Source organism: Comamonas sp. wu1-DMT (genome assembly GCF_040187805.1).
GTDB lineage: Bacteria > Pseudomonadota > Gammaproteobacteria > Burkholderiales > Burkholderiaceae_C > Comamonas > Comamonas thiooxydans.
Map to the genome: position 1 here is coordinate 1 of NZ_JBANEM010000009.1, position 17481 is coordinate 17481.

16 protein-coding genes are annotated in these 17481 nt (G+C 57.5%); 8 read left to right on the forward strand and 8 right to left on the reverse strand.

Annotated elements, in window-relative coordinates; all coding sequences use genetic code 11:
- The first annotated feature begins 52 nt into the window (after nt 1–52).
- A complete protein-coding gene (locus V8Z78_RS13915; RefSeq protein ID WP_349731615.1) occupies nt 53–781 on the forward strand; it encodes a YbfB/YjiJ family MFS transporter in 729 nt (242 codons plus the stop codon).
- A gap of 64 nt (nt 782–845) precedes the next feature.
- A complete protein-coding gene (gene dsbG, locus V8Z78_RS13920) occupies nt 846–1430 on the forward strand; it encodes a thiol:disulfide interchange protein DsbG (protein ID WP_349731561.1) in 585 nt (194 codons plus the stop codon).
- 1081 nt (nt 1431–2511) lie between these two features.
- On the opposite strand, the gene V8Z78_RS13925 is transcribed toward dsbG, so the two are convergent.
- Nucleotides 2512–3894, reverse strand: a complete 1383-nt coding sequence (locus V8Z78_RS13925; protein WP_349731562.1) for a UvrD-helicase domain-containing protein — start codon at nt 3892–3894, stop codon at nt 2512–2514.
- Nucleotides 3895–3928: 34 nt separating this feature from the next.
- Nucleotides 3929–5662 (reverse strand): ATP-dependent nuclease, encoded by a 1734-nt coding sequence (locus V8Z78_RS13930; protein ID WP_349731563.1) that lies wholly within the window; start codon nt 5660–5662, stop codon nt 3929–3931.
- A 594-nt stretch (nt 5663–6256) separates the two neighbouring features.
- Here V8Z78_RS13930 and V8Z78_RS13935 point away from each other — a divergent pair.
- From V8Z78_RS13935 to V8Z78_RS13945, 3 genes are all read left to right on the forward strand, one after another.
- Nucleotides 6257–7219, forward strand: coding sequence for a hypothetical protein (locus tag V8Z78_RS13935; RefSeq protein WP_349731564.1), 963 nt, complete (start codon nt 6257–6259; stop codon nt 7217–7219).
- Nucleotides 7220–7840: 621 nt separating this feature from the next.
- Complete coding sequence (locus V8Z78_RS13940) at nt 7841–8560, forward strand: FHA domain-containing protein (RefSeq protein ID WP_349731565.1); 720 nt, start codon at nt 7841–7843, stop codon at nt 8558–8560.
- A gap of 82 nt (nt 8561–8642) precedes the next feature.
- A complete protein-coding gene (locus V8Z78_RS13945) occupies nt 8643–9329 on the forward strand; it encodes a pilin (protein WP_349731566.1) in 687 nt (228 codons plus the stop codon).
- Nucleotides 9330–9560: 231 nt separating this feature from the next.
- Here V8Z78_RS13945 and moaC read toward each other — a convergent pair whose 3' ends face one another.
- On the reverse strand, nt 9561–10034 hold the full coding sequence (gene moaC, locus V8Z78_RS13950) for a cyclic pyranopterin monophosphate synthase MoaC (RefSeq protein ID WP_349731567.1): 474 nt from the start codon (nt 10032–10034) through the stop codon (nt 9561–9563).
- Nucleotides 10035–10233: 199 nt separating this feature from the next.
- Between moaC and V8Z78_RS13955 the strand changes: the two genes are divergently transcribed.
- Entirely contained in the window at nt 10234–11880 is a 1647-nt protein-coding gene (locus V8Z78_RS13955) for a M48 family metalloprotease (protein WP_080944382.1), read from the forward strand.
- Here V8Z78_RS13955 and V8Z78_RS13960 read toward each other — a convergent pair.
- The 3 genes from V8Z78_RS13960 to V8Z78_RS13970 all read right to left on the reverse strand — a co-directional run bounded on the left by V8Z78_RS13960 (nt 11839) and on the right by V8Z78_RS13970 (nt 13662).
- The gene (locus tag V8Z78_RS13960) at nt 11839–12201 is read right to left on the reverse strand and encodes a phage holin family protein (protein ID WP_003072212.1); all 363 of its coding nucleotides are present in this window, start codon (nt 12199–12201) and stop codon (nt 11839–11841) included. The two genes, V8Z78_RS13955 and V8Z78_RS13960, sit on opposite strands and share 42 nt — an antisense overlap.
- Before the next feature lie 98 nt (nt 12202–12299).
- Nucleotides 12300–12773, reverse strand: a complete 474-nt coding sequence (locus V8Z78_RS13965; RefSeq protein WP_034351037.1) for a hypothetical protein — start codon at nt 12771–12773, stop codon at nt 12300–12302.
- A gap of 133 nt (nt 12774–12906) precedes the next feature.
- Nucleotides 12907–13662, reverse strand: coding sequence for a TerC family protein (locus V8Z78_RS13970; protein ID WP_003066777.1), 756 nt, complete (start codon nt 13660–13662; stop codon nt 12907–12909).
- A 425-nt stretch (nt 13663–14087) separates the two neighbouring features.
- Here V8Z78_RS13970 and V8Z78_RS13975 point away from each other — a divergent pair, with 425 nt between their 5' ends.
- Entirely contained in the window at nt 14088–14537 is a 450-nt protein-coding gene (locus V8Z78_RS13975) for a DUF3717 domain-containing protein (RefSeq protein WP_034382388.1), read from the forward strand.
- Nucleotides 14538–14540: 3 nt separating this feature from the next.
- On the opposite strand, the gene V8Z78_RS13980 is transcribed toward V8Z78_RS13975, so the two are convergent.
- The gene (locus tag V8Z78_RS13980) at nt 14541–15101 is read right to left on the reverse strand and encodes a YaeQ family protein (protein WP_314352527.1); all 561 of its coding nucleotides are present in this window, start codon (nt 15099–15101) and stop codon (nt 14541–14543) included.
- Between the two features lie 193 nt (nt 15102–15294).
- A complete protein-coding gene (gene purB, locus V8Z78_RS13985) occupies nt 15295–16674 on the reverse strand; it encodes an adenylosuccinate lyase (RefSeq protein WP_349731568.1) in 1380 nt (459 codons plus the stop codon).
- 170 nt (nt 16675–16844) lie between these two features.
- On the opposite strand from purB, the gene V8Z78_RS13990 reads away from it, so the two are divergent.
- Entirely contained in the window at nt 16845–17462 is a 618-nt protein-coding gene (locus V8Z78_RS13990) for a glutathione S-transferase C-terminal domain-containing protein (RefSeq protein ID WP_349731569.1), read from the forward strand.
- Nucleotides 17463–17481: the final 19 nt, after the last annotated feature.

Sequence of the window (17481 nt, forward strand, 5' to 3'; positions counted from 1 at the left end):
CCTGCTGCACAAGAAAGCAGCAGGCTAGGGTTAATGCGTGGGTCAGATTGAGATGGAAAAACCGGGGGCTAGTGGGTCACTTCTGGGTGGAAATCAACAGCTGATTCTTGGCGCAATTGGGCTAGTTCTTCTGGTACCCGCATGGCTGTGGCTTCCACGTCCAGCTAAGCTGAAGCATATAAAGAAGAGCGCTAATGTGTCAGCTGCACCCCCATCCAAGCGATGGATGCGTCTCTCCATCATGTCTTACTTCTGTGCGGGCTTCGGCTTCGCCATAGGGGCGACGTTTATCGTTGCCATCCTTGAAAAGCTGCCAATGTTCACAGGGAATGGTGGCTGGGTGTGGGTGGGTGTCGGCCTCGCGGCAGTCCCATCGACCTTCATGTGGGACAGAGTTGCCAGAGCCATTGGTTCGGTTCAGGCACTCATGCTGGCTTATGCCTTGCACGCTATCGGCATTGCCATACCTGTTCTGTCCGACGCGCCTGCTTTGAATCTTGTCAGTGCGCTTCTGTTCGGAGGGACGTTTGCGGGCATCGTCAGTCTCACGCTAGCAATTGTTGGCAGGCACTTTCCCGCGAACCCGGCGAAGGCTATGGCCAAGATGACCCTGAGTTACGGCGTTGCTCAGATTGGCGCGCCCGCTATGGCAGGGTACATAGCCGCAGCGACAGGTAACTATCACGATGCTCTCATCGTCACGCTGGTTGTATTAGGTGTAGGGCTGGTGCTGTTGCGCGCACTGGCAAAAGAAGAAGCCAAAGCCAACAGTCTTCTCTAACCACCTGCTCTTGGGCGGGGCTCCACTACGCCCTTTTCAGACTCATCTTGAAAGCCTTATCGAAATGAAGCTGGACCACAGCCTCGTAGCGCTTGTAGTCGCTGTATCCATAGTCCCCAGCCTTTCAATGGCTGTATCGAACACGCAAGTCGTCACAGATGTGCGAGCTTTCCAAAGCGTTATTTGGAAGCGCCTTGAAGGGGCCAATTGGGTTCTGGACGGAAAAAGGGATGCTCCGCGCATCGTTTACGTCATCACGGACCCGAACTGTGTCTGGTGTCATCGCTTTTGGGAGGTTTCTCGACCATGGGTCGAGTCAGGCCAGGTGCAGGTTCGTCACATCTTGGTCGGCATCATCAAACACAACAGTGCCGGCAAGGCGGCTGCCATTCTCTCCGCTCCAGACAAGGCTGCTGCTCTTACGCTGCATGAGCTGAATGTCACGCGTGGAGGCATTGCCGAAGCGCCTGTGGTGTCTGAATCAGCAAGAAATGCGCTCGCTCAGAACCTCCGGCTGATGAGAGATTTTGGCTTCAGCGGAACGCCTGCAATCATCTATGCCGATTCCCGCGGCAACATGGCAGTCATGTCGGGATTTCCAGGAGAAAGGATGGAGGTGGTGATGGGGAGCCCTTCTCCAAAAAAGTAGCTCGTTAGCTTCACGCTGCGGGAATTCACACCCCAAGTGTTGGAAGCGTTGTGCGACACAGGCCGTTGCGCTCGACAAATGCGCCGATACTGCGTGTTCAGAATAAAGCAGTGAATGGGCGGAAACTGACTGCGTCTGGGTCGCAGTAAGTGCTCTTTATTGACTTAGCCAGGTGGAGGGGCTGAGCAGATGACAGATTTGTTAACCGGACTGGGGGTCATTGTGGCCGGGCTTGCGGCGCTAGTTGCCGCACGAAGTGCGAGACAAACAATTGCACATGCAAATCTGGCTCAGAGGTCTGCGGAGCTTGCGAACAGCCATGCTCGACACTCGAACGTAATAGATTCGAATGCTTGGATAGATGACTATCTCTGCAATGTTCGCCGTTGGGCTGACGAAGCCTGCGAGAACATTGCGAGGGCCACGCATGCAGTCAACCTTCCTCCCGAAGAGCGCAGTCGAGAGCTTTACGAGGCCATGTATCGAATTTCTTCGCTGATTGATAGAGGACGTTGGTTCTTTCCAAACGAGTGGAGCGAGGAGTATGGAGTTGGAAAGGAACCTGCATACCGAGGCCTTCGACAGCAAATCTTGAATCGATTGGTTGCCGCCTATAACCACATGCAGAACCTACTGAAATCGGACAGCAAGTCGTCGATGGAGGGGCTCCTTCACTGTCAAAGACTATTCGTGAGCGATGTTCAGCACGTTCTGAATCCAAGGCGGCGTACTGAGGAGATTCGTCGAATTGATGCAGAGTTTGCTATCTCTGAAAGGCTTGCGGCGAGAGAAGAGAAAGACGGAGAACCAAGCGCTCGAGCGAGCAAGTCACCCGCTAAGGGTTAAGCAAATGCCTAAGGCCGACAGCTCCGCTCCAGAGGCTTTACAGGCTTGGTTGCTCGATTCCCGCCGGTGGTCTGCATAAGCATGTCGGTCATCCAGCAACGGCATGCTGGTCAGTGAAGGCCAGCCATGTACCAAGAGTTATCCAGGTGCTGAGCTCCACCACACTGCAATCGCGCCAGCTACCCTAAAGCAGGCCATCGTCTGTGCTTACATTGGACTCATAAATACGACTAACTCAGGCTGCAGTAGGGGTGAGCACTGGGGTTGGCGAACAGATGACCAATTTACGAGCTCCCCGGCTGAGGGCCACATATAGATGACGAGCATTCATCACAGACGGGTTCAGGACCACGGCAACATCTGCCTCAAGCCCTTTGAGCAGCAGGGTGCTACCCACGGCGACACGATTGGTTCTCCGGCCTAAGTGCCTGTTGCGTTCGCGCGCCTGGACTGTGGCGTCGTAGAACGTAATGCCACCTCCACTGGCGGTGCGTAGAGCCGCTTTGAGTACGGAAAGTGCCTCTGGGCGATACACGCGAACACCGGTGCATTCCTCTAAGTCCTGGAGTAGCTTGGCTGCTGCCGCGAACGAACGAGCTGCTTCGTAACTTAAGCAAACAGCCTCGATTTCGTTGGCTTCCTTTTGTGCCGTACCGGCCCTTAATGAGGCCAAGCGCTTGTGCAGTCCTGCTCCGCCAAGATTGGTCATCACCTCTCCCGCAAATTCCACCAGGTGCTTTGTCGAATCTGCATGTTCCGGGTCGAAGTTGCGTGCAAAGCTTGTTAGGTCCCGGAGGTCAACAGCCTCTACGGTAGAGGCGCCAGGGGTGATGCTTGCGAACTGGCGTTGCTCCTGCGGGCTCGTGCTGTCACCGATAACCAAAACTGTGCCGTCTTTGTTCGGCGCCTTAGTCCGAGCCGCATCCATTCTTTGCTGATGGTCGCCAGCAGGGTTTCCCGGAAGCGGGACATATTGAACTTCAGCCGGCGCGTAGCTGAGGTCTATGGCTGCGCCCGCAAGCAAGGGCTCCCGGATGGAAAGTAGCCAGTTACCAAGGTTTTCAGCGCCTACTCGGTTCCAACGCCAAGGGACGTTAAGTGTTCCGATTTCAGGGAATGTCGCCCGAACATGCTGGTCCCAATGGACTGTTGGTTCCCTGAATCCAAAGATTGCCTGGAGCGGGTCCCCGAGCACGCAAGTAGGTAGAACGTGGGCAAGTGCGTCGATGATTGCATGCTGCGGCAGCGTGCAATCCTGATATTCGTCAACGACGAGACGGCTGTAGTTGGCAACGAGAATGTCTTCGATGTCCCCAGATACCAGTAGCTTTAGGGCAGCTGCTCGCACCGCAGGGTAATCGTGGTTCGGGTTTTCCAGACGGAGCACTTGCGCGTTGCATCCGCTGCGAGTCGGGAACCGCGAAGCGACCCGAATCCCCCAACTGTCTATGGTGAAGACTCGGTACGAGGCCTTGGGAACGGCCGCACGCTCCAACCGAGCCTCAAGTGCACCCTTGCCTGCATTGGTATGAGTCAGAACCAACACCGGCTTACTACCAGTGTAGGTCTTGAGCGAATCCGCAATCAGTTGCGTTTTGCCACAGCCAGCTGGAGCCATGACCGACGACCTAGCATCTCTAAATAGGTCTAAATTAAGCATTGGAGCGTGCCCACCTAATTGGACCCAAGACCAACTCCCTGAACTCCGGGGCAACCCCTTTCAAACTCGGCCCAACAATGTCGTGCGCTACTCCAGACATCTTCGTGATGGACTTGAACCATCCAGCGTTTCGGATGCGGGACGACAGTCCAAGCAGTCTCCTGGTCTCCAGCGAGTACTCTCCACTGGCCCCTTCCGCCAATACGTCTGCTAGCTTCACCCGCCCGTTCGACTTGGTTCCTAAATGGTCATTGACCCGTCCATCCTCCGTCAGCTCTTGTGCTCGTGCAATTAGGGCCGTAACCTCAGTCGCCGGTAAGCTCAAAAACAGCTCATCCTCCAGAGCCAGACCATCGCGCCAGGAAAACAACGCCCCTCCCTGACTCAGGAACCCTTGTACCGCCAATTCCGTCGGCGGCTTGTCGTTGTCCTGTACCACCGCAACCTTGTACCCAAGGCCTAAAAAAGCATTCGCTCGCTTGAAGGCACGGTCCGCATCTCCGCCGCCAACATCAATGTATGAAACTCCAGCAGCTTGAAGCGACGGAAATCCTTGCTTGGTCCAGTACTGGTCCAATCCCCTGATAAGCCCTATCTCGCTTGCCCCCTCACAGACCAACACAGCTTTCGCCAGAAACGCTTCTGGGAACATGCGAAGCGCAGCTTGTACATCGTCTCCACTCCCCAGGGCCCTCACTGTGTGTCCGGCCGCACTTGAGCGAACAATGCTCAATTGAGACCCCGACAACTCTCTTAGTACAACGGGAGAATGACTTGTCATGAACACCTGCAGCGGCTCTTCCTTATCCTTCGCTCCCAGCGAATCCAGCAATCGGTTGATTCGATGCGGCTCAAGTCCATGCTCGACCTCATCAATCAACACTATCCCCGCTGAGTTAGCCGTGGCCCGGTGAAGTCCCGCTATCAGCAGCCGAGTCGACCCAGTCCCCATGCTCCGCAACGGAATGCCATTGTCAGAATGCAAGGAAACTGCTCCATCCCCAAAAGAGGCTGAATGAGCGTCCAAGAGCGCTGTTGCTGATGCGCCAACAGGGATTCCCAAGTCTTTTGCAGTTCGGGTGACCGCCTCCAACGTTTTAGCCAACTGTGGCCCCGCTTGAGCACCAAATGTCGCCCGCGCTTCTCGTGCCGCATGCACCAAAGCCGGGCCTACCGTCGCTCTTTCCTCTCCCAACCGATTCAGCACAGAACCCCTCGTCCAAGAGAGGTTCGATGTGGAGTGTTGGCCAAGACGGGACGGCGCTAACTCGACTCGGTCCCTCCACTGCAACGATTTGGGCGGGTCCAAGTGCTCCACACGCTCTGAATACAAGCTCCAGACCGGCTCAAGGTCCGACGAGACCGTTAGACGCACTGTAATAACGGTTTCGCAGTCCTTGCAGGGCTCGTCCAACACAACCCCCAGAATTTTGTCGTCATACCCGCGAAGGCAATCTCCGTAGTAGTCCAGATTCTTGAGGCGGTCAGGAAGGTCGCCTAGTGTTAGAGAAATGACGATGGGCTGGCTGACATCGAGACCGTAGAAGTCCGTGTCCGCGAAGGAGACCGTCCGGCGTGCCCCCAAACACAGGTCAATAGCATCAAGGATGGTCGACTTGCCACTGTCACCAGGACCCACTAAACAGTTCAAACCAGGCTGGGGATACCAACTCAGAGAACGAATGGACCGAAAGTGCTTGATTTCAACTTGCCGGATACGAACCATGACCCCCTCCAGAATCGTTGTTGGAGATTCAGTTTAGGCGGCTCTCGATGACCTTAGCCTGACACCTCGCCATTAGCGCATCTAGCTCGCAAGAAAAATCTGAGAGTCGAAATGGAAAGCGCTTTGGGCAGGCCCGGCTTCTATAAACAACCTTCAAGGATTCAGCACTATCGTCTTCCGGTCGTCCTCCAGACCGATGTGCTTGTAACCCTTTAACCCTCTCGCGACTACCCTAAAGAAATCCCTTTGCAGCTATAACGCTGGTTCGATTCATATATTTGACCCCTTCTCACTAGAGTTCCGCTTTAGTGGATTTTTTCGGAAATTTATCTGCAAATGGCTCTACAAGACGAAATCCGCGCATACGTGAATTTGTGCCATGGAGATGCATGGAGGAAAGCACATCCAGCCGTGCCTGATGAGCCGGCGCTAGTGAGTGCTTTCCTGAGCAGGGACACCTATCGAGGACTGCGAAACATACTCCGGAACCATGTCTCTTCGTCAACTAAAGTATTAGTCCGAGGAATATTCACTCATCAAACACCAAAGGTATTGCCGAAAGGTAAAACGCAGTCCGTCGAAATTGGAGACCTGATGCTTGTGCATCAACATTTTTCGACGACCACAGGCCAACCAATCAATGGTCGTGCAATCCTCTTTCAGGCGAAAAGAGCAAGGACTCCACGTACCGGCTCCCTTGCGAAAGGCACAGAGGCAATTCAGTTCGAACTCTATCAATCATGGCCCGAGTTCACGGGGCAAACACGCCTCGCAAAGCAACCTGATGCATCTACGCCCTTCTGGAACTTTCAAAACCCCAGTGCAAGTACTCAACCAGCATCAGATGGGGCGCAATATTTGACAGTATTTAAGGGGCACGCTTATCAAACTCCACTGACGACGCCTCAATGGATGGCAACCACCATAGCTGGGCCTGACGTCAGGTTCGTGAGAAAAAACTATCCCAATGCTTCCACCTGGTCTACCGGAGGCTGTCCTCCCCTGCCAAGTTCAGCGAAAGTTGGCGTCAGTTGCAGGACCGATTTTGCAGACACGCTTTGTGACTTTCTTTTTGGCAACAGTGGCAGGCATTTTCAGCCCGGGGTAATCTCTCCAACCTCCGACCACTGGTCTCTTTTTGTCAATCAAATGCTGGCGTTTTCCGCGAACCGGGACTATGTTTACAAGCTAGCGAATCAAGGCATCACTTCGAGTCTTCGCGGCCGCAATCTGCGTTTCTTCGCAGCTGTTCCTGGGCTCTTTCATGCTGCTTCGGAAGAACTGGACGAGTTTGTGGCTGCTGCAGTCGAACAATCGCCAACCTTGGGCTTCACGTTAACCAATGCGCTTCTGGCCAGCATTAGCTCTGAAGCTGCGAGAGAAGATAACGATGGGTATGGTGCTCCCCCTGATGATAGGTCGCAAGACGCTCTGGACAGCTTGCCGGTAGGGCATGTCCCATTGCTGCTGGTGATGACACACGGACCAGATGAATTGCCGTTCAGTCCACAACGCAAGACGGTCACTCAACGGTCATTTCCCCCACTCCCGGACTAGCTGTAGACCCTAGCTTCAGCGAGGAAGTATGCGTGAGCGTTCTTCAACTTCAAGGCTGGTTGGTAGAAGTACTGGACTAGCTTGCTGATGCTGTTCAGTTGTTGGCTGCCCTGCTGCGCATGGTGCAATTTCGTCACTTGACTAGCGTTGGAACATCCTGCGCGGGGCACCTACTCACACAATGTAAACAACCTACTAAAAATGGCTTAATTGTTTACGTTGGTTAGTGTAAAATTTCGGAAAAGTGGCCTTCTGACTAGTTCTCAGAGAGATGTTTACATAAAAGGTGACCTCTGCCGTTCTAAATCACGGATAGGTGGCTGTCGCCACTTTGCAAAGATTTGCAAAAAAGCCCGCGCTTTCAACGAGCGCGGGCTTTTCTTATATGGCGACTTGATAGATTGCGGGTGCGATTCCAAAGATGCTGCAGACGAATGACAGCAAGGTTGAAAATTTCAATCGAATAGCTGGCTTCATCGAATTAGTGAAATAAGATGCAGCATGCAAGCGCGTTTCATCCAGTTACGATTGATGATTGAGCGCTGAATCACACACTCAAGTGGGAGTGGTCCTAGCCAGTGCAGCCAAGCAGGACTTGGCGTTTCCTCAGGAGCTTCGAGCATGCCGACTTTGGTCATCTCAATCGACGGCGCAGTCATCAAGGAAGTACAGCTCACCAAGGAGCGCACGACTTTGGGTCGTCGTCCTTACAACGACATCGTGATCGAGAATCTGGCGGTCAGCGGCGAGCATGCCGTGCTCACCATCTCTGGCGGCAAGGTCAGCATTGAAGACCTGCGCAGCACCAACGGCACCTATGTCAACGGTCGCGCCATCCAGAAGCAGGACCTGCTCAACGGCGACCTGCTGGACATTGGCCGCTACAAGATCCGCTTTCTCGATACCGTGATTGCTGACTCGAATGCCCCGTCGTCTGCCCAGAGCAGCAAAAAGGCGTTAGCGCATATTTCCGAAGAGGTAGACAGCGGTTATGCCAAAGTCGCCAGCCCCTCCGGGTTTGGTGAAATCTCCAGCTTCAGCTCCACCATCCAGGGCTCGCTCGCCGCACTGCCTGAGCGCCACGCCGTGATTCGCATGCTCACCGGCAGCCTGGCCGGCAGGGAAATACCTCTCTTCAAGGTCGTCACCACCCTGGGCAAGCCCGGTGTAGCCATCGCCTCCATCACCCAGAAGCCCCATGGCTTTGTGCTCACCCAACTGGAGGGAGCAAGCGAAGACCTCAAGCTCAATGGTCAGGTGGTGGGTCCTCTGTCTGTGCCGCTGCTCAATGGCGATACGGTGGACCTGGCGGGCAGCACCATGCGCTTTGTCGTGGAGTAAGCATCGACTTGACTCACACCAAGTCGCTGACAAATTTGTCATAACCTGTGACGGACACGTCAAATTTGTTACTAAAACTCTCTTGAATGCTGCCAAACGTGTCATTTTGGATGAGACCTGCCTTTGCCAAATTGTTGGCATGAAGCTTGCTCTGTACCCCGTGTCTCATCCAACTAGGGAGTTTGAAGTGAAGCGTTCCATTCAAAAGGGTTTCACCCTGATCGAACTGATGATCGTTGTGGCGATCATCGGTATTCTGGCTGCCGTAGCCCTGCCTGCTTATCAAAGTTATATGGCTAAGTCGCGCTTTGCTGAGGTGGTGCTGCAAGGTTCGGCCTGCCGCTCTGATGTCTCTGCTAAATATCAGACCTCCATGGACGCACTATCTGCCACAAACCCTGGCCCTGGTGGCTGGGGTTGCGAAATTCCTGCTGCCAACAGCAAGCCTGTGGCTGGAAAGTACGTGCTTGAAATCGCGACGAATGATATTGGTGCGGCTCGCTTGGCTCTCAAAGACACGGCTAACAAAGAACTTGGTATTCCTGACGGTGAGTATCTGTACTTTGTACCTTTGAAAAAGGATGGAACCAACATTGCAACTGCAGACTTGGCGGGAGCAGATAAGGGTGGTCTTACAGGTCAGCAGATTGGTGGCATGAAGTGCATGGCATCAACGACTGCAAAGGCTGAATTGAAGAAGTTGTTGCCTGGTAGCTGCTCCGTTGGTACTATTCCTGGCGGCGAAGATTTCAAGGCTGCATCGTCTTAATAGACACTGAAAACTAGTAAAAAGCCTCATTTTAGATGAGGCTTTTTTGATTTGCATAGTATTCCTATTTTTGATTGGGAAATTCTCTTTTTTAGATAAGTTTATTTATGTGGATTTCTTGTGCTTCTATTATATGAAGCGACTAAATATCAATAAAATTCACTGGCCAAATTAAAGAGTAGTTAATTTAATTTCGAAAAATTTACGGTTGGCGCTTTTTTAAAGCTAATCTCAGACTATCCAGTTCCCCGACTTCCCCCCCCGCTTCTCCAGCACCCTGATGCCCCCCATCACCATCCCCTTGTCCACCGCCTTGCACATATCGTAGATAGTCAGCAAGCCGATCTGCACGGCGGTCAGGGCTTCCATTTCCACGCCGGTCTGGCCTTTTAGCTCAACAGTGGCGGTGCAGAGAATGGAGCTGGTTTCCGGTTGCAGCTCGAACTCCACGGCGACACGGGTCAGGGCCAGGGGGTGGCAGAGGGGGATGAGGTCGCTGGTCTTTTTGGCCGCCATGATGGCTGCGATGCGGGCCACGCCCAGCACGTCGCCTTTTTTCGCTGTACCGGCCTGCACAATGGCCAGGGTCTCGGGCTTCATGGTGATGCGGCCTTCGGCGACGGCGATGCGATGGGTGCTGGGTTTGGCACCGACGTCCACCATATGGGCCTGGCCCTGGGCGTCGAAGTGGGTAAGAGAGGACATGGCGGTTCTTTCCGGCGGCAGATGATTTCGGTTCTGGCGCCCATCAAGGTTGAGCGGGGATGGACTGGCGGCTTTACCTGGGCATCCCAGGCGGGCATGTCGCCGTCTTCATCAATCAAGGCATCATAGTGGGGTGTTGAACGGTCGGCATATGGAAGATCCATATGCTGGCAATGCTGTGATTGCCATGCCATTTTTGATGCCAAAACTGCGTACAGTTCATATTCTAAAAGCGCTGACAGCTTCTGTTTTGATAGCTATTCAGGCCGTATCCCCCTTGGCTTCCTCTGCGCAGGCGGCGGGTTTGCCGACCCTGGGCGACGGCGCATCGTCGCTGACCACGGGCGAGGAGCGGCGTCTGGGCGATTCCATCGCCCGCGAGCTGTACCGCGATCCGGACTATCTGGATGACCCGGTGCTGCAGGAATATGTGGAAGGCATCTGGCTGCATCTGCAGGATGCGGCGCGCAAGAATGGCGAGCTGTCGCCCGAACTGGAGGAGCGCTTTGCCTGGACACTGCTCCTGGGCAAGGACCGCCAGGTCAACGCGTTTGCACTGCCCGGCGGCTATATGGGCGTCTATCTGGGCCTGATCGGCGTGGTCAGCAGCGGCGATGAGCTGGCATCGGTCATTGCCCATGAAACCAGCCACATCACCCAGCGCCACATTGCCCGCATGATGGCGCAGCAAGGCAAGCAGACGCCGCTGATGCTGGCTTCCATGCTGCTGGGTGCCCTGGCGGCCACGCGCAGCCCCGATGCGGCCATGGCCATCATGATGGGCGGTCCGGCGGCGGTGATGCAAAACCAGCTGAATTTCTCGCGCGCCATGGAGAGCGAGGCGGACCGCATGGGTTACAGCCTGATGTCTCCCGCGGGCTTTGCTCCCCAGGGTTTTGTGAGCATGTTCGGCAAGCTGCAGCAGGCCAGCCGGCTCAATGACAACGGCAGCTGGCCCTATCTGCGCAGCCACCCGCTGACCACGCAGCGTATCGCGGACATGGATTCGCGCATTCCGCCCGGCAAGCGCGCGGCCGACCCCGTGCCGACGCTGGAGCATGTGATGATGTCGGCCCGCGCCCGTGTGATCTCCAACCCCGGTGTCGAGGTGCGCCGCCAGTGGGCCAGGCTGCCGCGTTCCGGCAGTTTTTCCAGCCTGAGCCAGTTCGAGCAGGTTGCTCAGCTCTATGCCGCGACGCTCAGTGCCATGTATCTGCGCGACTGGCCGCTGGCGCGCGAGATGGCGCAGCGGCTGCTCGCGGCGACGGCGGGCAACGCACCAGCGAATATTCAAGCCAGATGGCTGAATGCCGAGCTTGAATTCAAGGCAGACAACCCGCAGGCGGCCTTGGCGGCTTTGCCGCCGCAGTCCGGCAATGCCCCCCAGGCGGCGCCCAGGGTCACGGCCAGCGGCAATCTGGCCGGGCCGCGCGAGGCCGGGCCAAGCCTGGCCACGATTGACGTGGTGGAGCAGGTCGCACCACGCAGGCCGCAACTCTTGCTCAAGACGGAAATCCTGCTCAGGCTCAACCAGGCTGGATCCATGGCCAGCCCCCTGCAGACCTGGGTGACGGATCATCCCCGCGATGGCTCGGCCTGGCAGACGCTGGCGCGCGTGTGGCGCAGCCAGGGCCAGGAGATGCGCGCCCTGCGGGCCGAAGCAGAGGCCCAGGTGGCGCACTATGACTACGCGGCAGCGGTGGATCGCTTCAAGGCCGCGCAGGATCTGGCCCGCAAGGCCGGCGCCAGTGCCGATTACTTCGAGGCTTCCATCATCGACACGCGTTTGCGTGCCGTGGACGAGTTACTCCGGGAACAGCTGCGCGACAAGGCGGTCAATAAGTAGGCCCAGCACCGAGTAGATCAGCGCACCCAGCATGGCGGCCCAGAAGCCGGTGACATGGAAGCCGCCGAGGATGCCGGAGGCCATCCAGAACATCAGGCCGTTGACCACCAGCAGGAACAGGCCCACGGTGATGATGGTCACGGGCAGCGTCAGTATCACCAGGATGGGGCGAATGATGGTGTTGAGCAGGCCGATGACCAGGGCCGCAATCATGGCCGAGCCGAAGCTCTGTACCTGTACGCCGCTGTAGACATAGGCGACCGCGAGAAGAGCCGCCGCGCAAAGAAGCCATTTGACGAGGATTTTCATGCTGACCAGCATAGCAGCAGGCTGTGTCTGCGCTCATCGCGGCACATCATAAAAAAAAGCCTTGCGAGGTTTTGGCCGCGCAAGGCTTATTCAGAGAGTGCTTGAAGCTCTTAAATCGAGAGCGAGTCGTCGATCACAAAGCCCATCATGGCGGCAATTGCCGCCATGGTGCCGGGCAGATTCCAGCGGCCGCCGGTGGCGCCTGTCTTGGCATTGGCCTTGACGGGAGCGGCTTGCACGACCTCCTGCTTGGGGCGGCGGGCGTCGATGATCTGTGCTGCGCCATGTTCCTGCTGCAACTCGGCGACCAGCTCGGTCAGCGGGCCCTTGGCCAGCACGGCGGTGACCTTGCCTCCTGTCGTCGCCATCACGGGCATCAGCGCCGCAAACAGCTTGTCTGCCCATTTGCCGCGCCAGTTCTCGCGAGCGCGATGGCTGACCCATTTGCTCACACGGTGGGTCATGCGCGGAGCACAGGCCACCAGCAACCAGTGGGAGGAAGCCGCCTGGCTCGATCCCGCCAGTGCCTCGAGCATAGGCTGGGCGTATGTGGCGTCATCCACGTAAACAATGATGGGGTTCAAAGTGCGTCCTAACGGGAACGAAGGTTGAAGAATGCGGCACATCTGTAGGAATGTGCCGACTTGTTTCTATTGTGAGTCGTGAAGGCTGCGGTCAGTTCCCGCATTCCTTCACGAATTGCTGGGTTTTCCAGACTTAGTGGGCTGCAACCGCGGGGCGGCGGCTGGCAATGAACTTGCCCAGAGCCAGAACCAGCAATGCGCCGCCGATATGGGCTGCCCAGTACAGGGTCTTGGAGATCTCGGCCAGACCTTGTGCATCGGTCGTGCCCAGCTTGGGCATCCACAGCCACTTGTCGGTGTTCACGAACACGGGGTCGGTCACGAACATGCCGCCCGCGATCCAGCCCAGCAGCATGCCGCCGGCCACGATGATCATGGGGAAGCGCTCCATCAGCTTGATGACCAGCTGCGAGCCCCAGACGATGATGGGCACGGAAATCAGCAGACCCAGCACGATCAGCAGCATCTGGTGGTCGCCCGAGCTCTGGGCTGCGCCGGCGATGGCAATCACGTTGTCCACGGACATCACCAGGTCGGCGACGATGATGGTCTTGATGGCGGCAAACAGCTTGTCGCTGCCTTCGATGTTGTCGTGACCTTCGTCATCGGGAGCAATCAGCTTGATACCGATCCAGATCAGCAGTATGGCACCCACGACCTTCAGGAACGGCAGCTGCAGCAGCACCATGGCAAAGGCGATCAGGATGATGCGCAGGATGATGGCACCGGCAGTACCGTAGATGATGCCCTTGCGACGCTGCTCGGGTGGCAGCTTGCGGCAGGCCAGTGCGATCACGACCGCGTTGTCGCCGCCGAGCAGGATGTCGATGATGATGATTTGGCCCAGCGCAATCCAGAAGGGCGTGTGGGTCAGAAAGTCCAGATCCATGTGATTTTTCCTCGTTGTGGAATGCCGCCGGTGCAGTCTGCATAGGTTTGGCACTTGACGCCAGCGGGTGAAGACCAAGGTGACGTAAGTCGAAGCGCAAACCCGCGCGAGGAATCGTGCAGGGGCAGACACTTTGATTGACCGTCATCGGCCTATCAAAGGTCTTGCTCGATTGCAGCCTGGCTGCAAACCGTATGGCCGGAAGCTTGCGCTTCGTATTGACGACCATCCGCTCATGACGCAAAGCATGCGCCTGATAAGCTACTCCCCTTCGAAGCTGCGCATTTCAACACAGCAGGCATGGGATTTCAAGTTTCAAACCCCATCTAGTTCACAGGTTTTATATTGAGCAGCCGTCTTGCGGCGCCTTTGCACAAAGCACAGGCAGCTACCAAAAACGAAGCAACCTTGCTGACGCAGGCCTCATGGCTGCGGCTTATGATGCCTGCTCCATGACTGCCATTCACATCACCGACATCGAAGCTGCCATCAATTACTGGCGAGGCCGCGCTCCATCGCCCGACGGCGTGCTGCTGGCACCCGAGGTCAAGGCGCTGGCCGAGGTGTATGCGCTGATGATTCATGCCTGCGAGTCCGAGGTGGCGGTGGAGGGTTTCCCGTCACATGCCATGGCTGCCTGGCTGGCCTGGTTCGACACCATGCCCGATACGCCTTGCATTGCCATCTGTTCCACCAGCCAGGGCGACGAGAAATGCAAGGGCTGCGGCCGCAGTTTCGACGAGGTGCAGCACTGGACTGCCATGGAGCCCGCCGAGAAGCGGGCCGTATGGCGCCGCATCACGGTCGAGGGCGATTCCTGGCGCTTCAACCGCTATGCGGAGCGCGCGGCGGAGCGGCGCGGCCAGAGTTTCTGAAGCTTATTTCCAGCGCGTGGGCTCGATAAACACCGTGCCCAGATTGCTGGACAGCGTGAGCTGGCCTTCCTGAATCGTGGCTTGCAGTTGCATGCTGCGCTCGGCCAGCGCACCCAGTTGCTGGGCCACTTCCGAGTCGATGTAATGCACTTCCAGCTTGCTCTGGCGGGTCAGCTTGCCTTCCAGACCCTTCCACCAGACATGGGCGGCGTGGTTGAAGGGGTAGACCAGCATATGGTCCGACTTGTTGCAGGCCTTGGTGATGGGCTTTTCGTCGGGCTGGCCGACTTCGATCCACAGGCGCTTCTGGCCGGTGTAGTCGGTGATGTGCACGTCCGGATCATCAGGGTCGGACAAGCCGATGCCAAAGCCCAGCGTGCCGTCACCATTGCACAGGTCCTGCAGCTTCCAGGCGTTCAGCGCCAGGGCCACCAGGCGCACCATCATGCGGTCATCGGTTTCGCTGGGATGGCGCGCCAGCGTCAGATTGTGGTCGGCGTAGTAGTTGTGGTCGATGTCGGCAATCGACAGATTGGCTTTGAAGATGGTGGACTTGATGGCCATAAAAACTTGTTGTTGGTGTGTGTTGGGCTGCTAGATCAAGTCCCAACGCGCACAGTCTTGGAAACTGGCGCGGCGCAATCAGGGGGACACCGAGCAAGGGCCGCCCCGCAGCGAGGGTGTCGTCCCCCTCCTGCCTTGCGCAGCAAAGCGAGAGAGGGGGAAGGCGCAAAGCGCCTCAGGGGGGGAGCTTTGCTTAAACGCGCTTGGCCAGCTCGGCAGCCTTGCCGATGTAGGAGGCAGGCGTCATGGCCAGCAGACGGTCCTTGTCGGCCTGGGGGATTTCCAGACCGTTGATCAGGCGGTGCAGGTCTTCGGCCAGCACGGTCTTGCCGCGCGTGACTTCCTTGAGCTTTTCGTAGGCGCCCTGCACGCCATAGCGGCGCATCACGGTCTGGATGGGCTCGGCCAGCACTTCCCAGGCGTGGTTCAGGTCTTCCTGCAGGCGCTCTTCGTTGAGCTCCAGCTTGTTCAGGCCGGTCATCAGCGAAGCGTAGGCCAGCGTGGTGTAGCCGAAGGCGACGCCGATGTTGCGCAGCACGGTGGAGTCGGTCAGGTCACGCTGCCAGCGGCTGATGGGCAGCTTCTCGGCCAGATGCTTGAGCATGGCGTTGGCCATGCCCAGATTGCCTTCGCAGTTCTCGAAGTCGATGGGGTTGACCTTGTGGGGCATGGTGGACGAGCCGATCTCGCCGGCCTTCAGGCGCTGCTTGAAGAAGCCCAGGGACACATAGCCCCAGATGTCGCGCGACAGGTCGATCAGGATGGTGTTGGTGCGAGCCATGGCATCGAACAGCTCGGCCATGTAGTCATGGGGCTCGATCTGGATGGAGTAGGGCTGGAAGCTGATGCCCAGGCCCTTGGGCTCGGCGGATTCCACCACGTTCTTGCTGAAGGCTTCCCAGTCGAACTCGGGCCAAGCCGACAGGTGGGCGTTGTAGTTGCCCACGGCGCCGTTCATCTTGCCCAGGATCTTCACGCCGGCGATGTTGGCAGCGGCCTTTTGCAGGCGTACGACCACATTGGCCAGTTCCTTGCCCACGGTGGTGGGGGAGGCAGTCTGGCCGTGGGTGCGGCTGAGCATGGGCACTTCGGCATAGAGGTGGGCCATCTCGCGCAGCTTGGTGATGATGCCGTTGATGGCGGGCAGCAGCACGGTGTCGCGGCCGACACGGATCTGCAGCGCGTGGCTGGTGTTGTTGATGTCTTCGCTGGTGCAGGCAAAGTGCACGAACTCGGCAGCCTTTTGCAGCTCGGCGCGACCGTCGAACTTGGACTTGATCCAGTACTCCACGGCCTTCACGTCGTGGTTGGTGGTCTTTTCGATGGCCTTGATGGCGTCGGCATCGGCTTCGGAGAAGTTGGCGACCAGCGCGTGCAGATAGTCGCGTGATTCAGCCGACAGCGCGGGGAATTCGGCAAAGCCGGCATCGGACAGGGCGATGAACCAGGTCACCTCGACCTGAACACGGCGGTGCATATAGCCGTATTCGCTCATGATGGGGCGCAGTGCGGACAGCTTGGCGGCGTAGCGGCCGTCCAAGGGAGAGATGGCGGTGAGGGAGGACAGGTTCATGGTGGCGCAATTGTAGGTGCGCTGTATCAGTCGCACGCCGTGCTGGGTTGCTCGGCGGCCGTGACTGGCACGCATGCCGGCCCTTTGCGGCGGCAGCCGTGCCGCCATGCCAGCGCATAGAATCATCGCACCGGCCCGTCGCCGGTGACTCGTGTCATGGAACCGCTGCTATGAAACTAATAGGCTCCACCACCAGCCCCTTTGTGCGCAAAGTCCGCGTCGTGCTGGCTGAAAAGAAGCTGGACTATCAATTCGTCGAAGAGAACCCCTGGGAGGAAGCGCTTGCGCCGGGTACGGGCAATCCTCTGGGCAAGGTGCCGCGCCTGGTGATGGACGGAACGGAGGCCATGTTCGATTCGCGTGTCATCGTCGAATATCTGGACACACTTTCGCCGGTTGGCAAGCTGATTCCGGGCACGGGCCGCGAGCGCGCCGAGGTCAAGACCTGGGAGGCACTGGCTGACGGCATGCTGGACGCTGCCGTTCTGGTGCGGCTGGAGGCCACCTGGCCCGGCCGCAGTGCAGAGCAGCGCAGCCAGGCCTGGATGAACCGCCAGATGGGCAAGGTCCAGGCCGCGCTCAAGGTCATGTCTCAGGGCCTGGGCGAGAAGCCGTTTTGCTGCGGAGGCACTCATCTGACGCTGGCCGATATCAGCGTCGGCTGTGCCCTGGCCTGGCTGGATTTCCGCTTTCCCGAGATGGACTGGCGCGCCGAGCATCCGAATCTGGCCGCCTTGCTGGCCAAGCTGGCGGCACGCCTCAGCTTTGTGAACACCGTGCCCCACTGAGTGGCAGCATGTCGTCAAA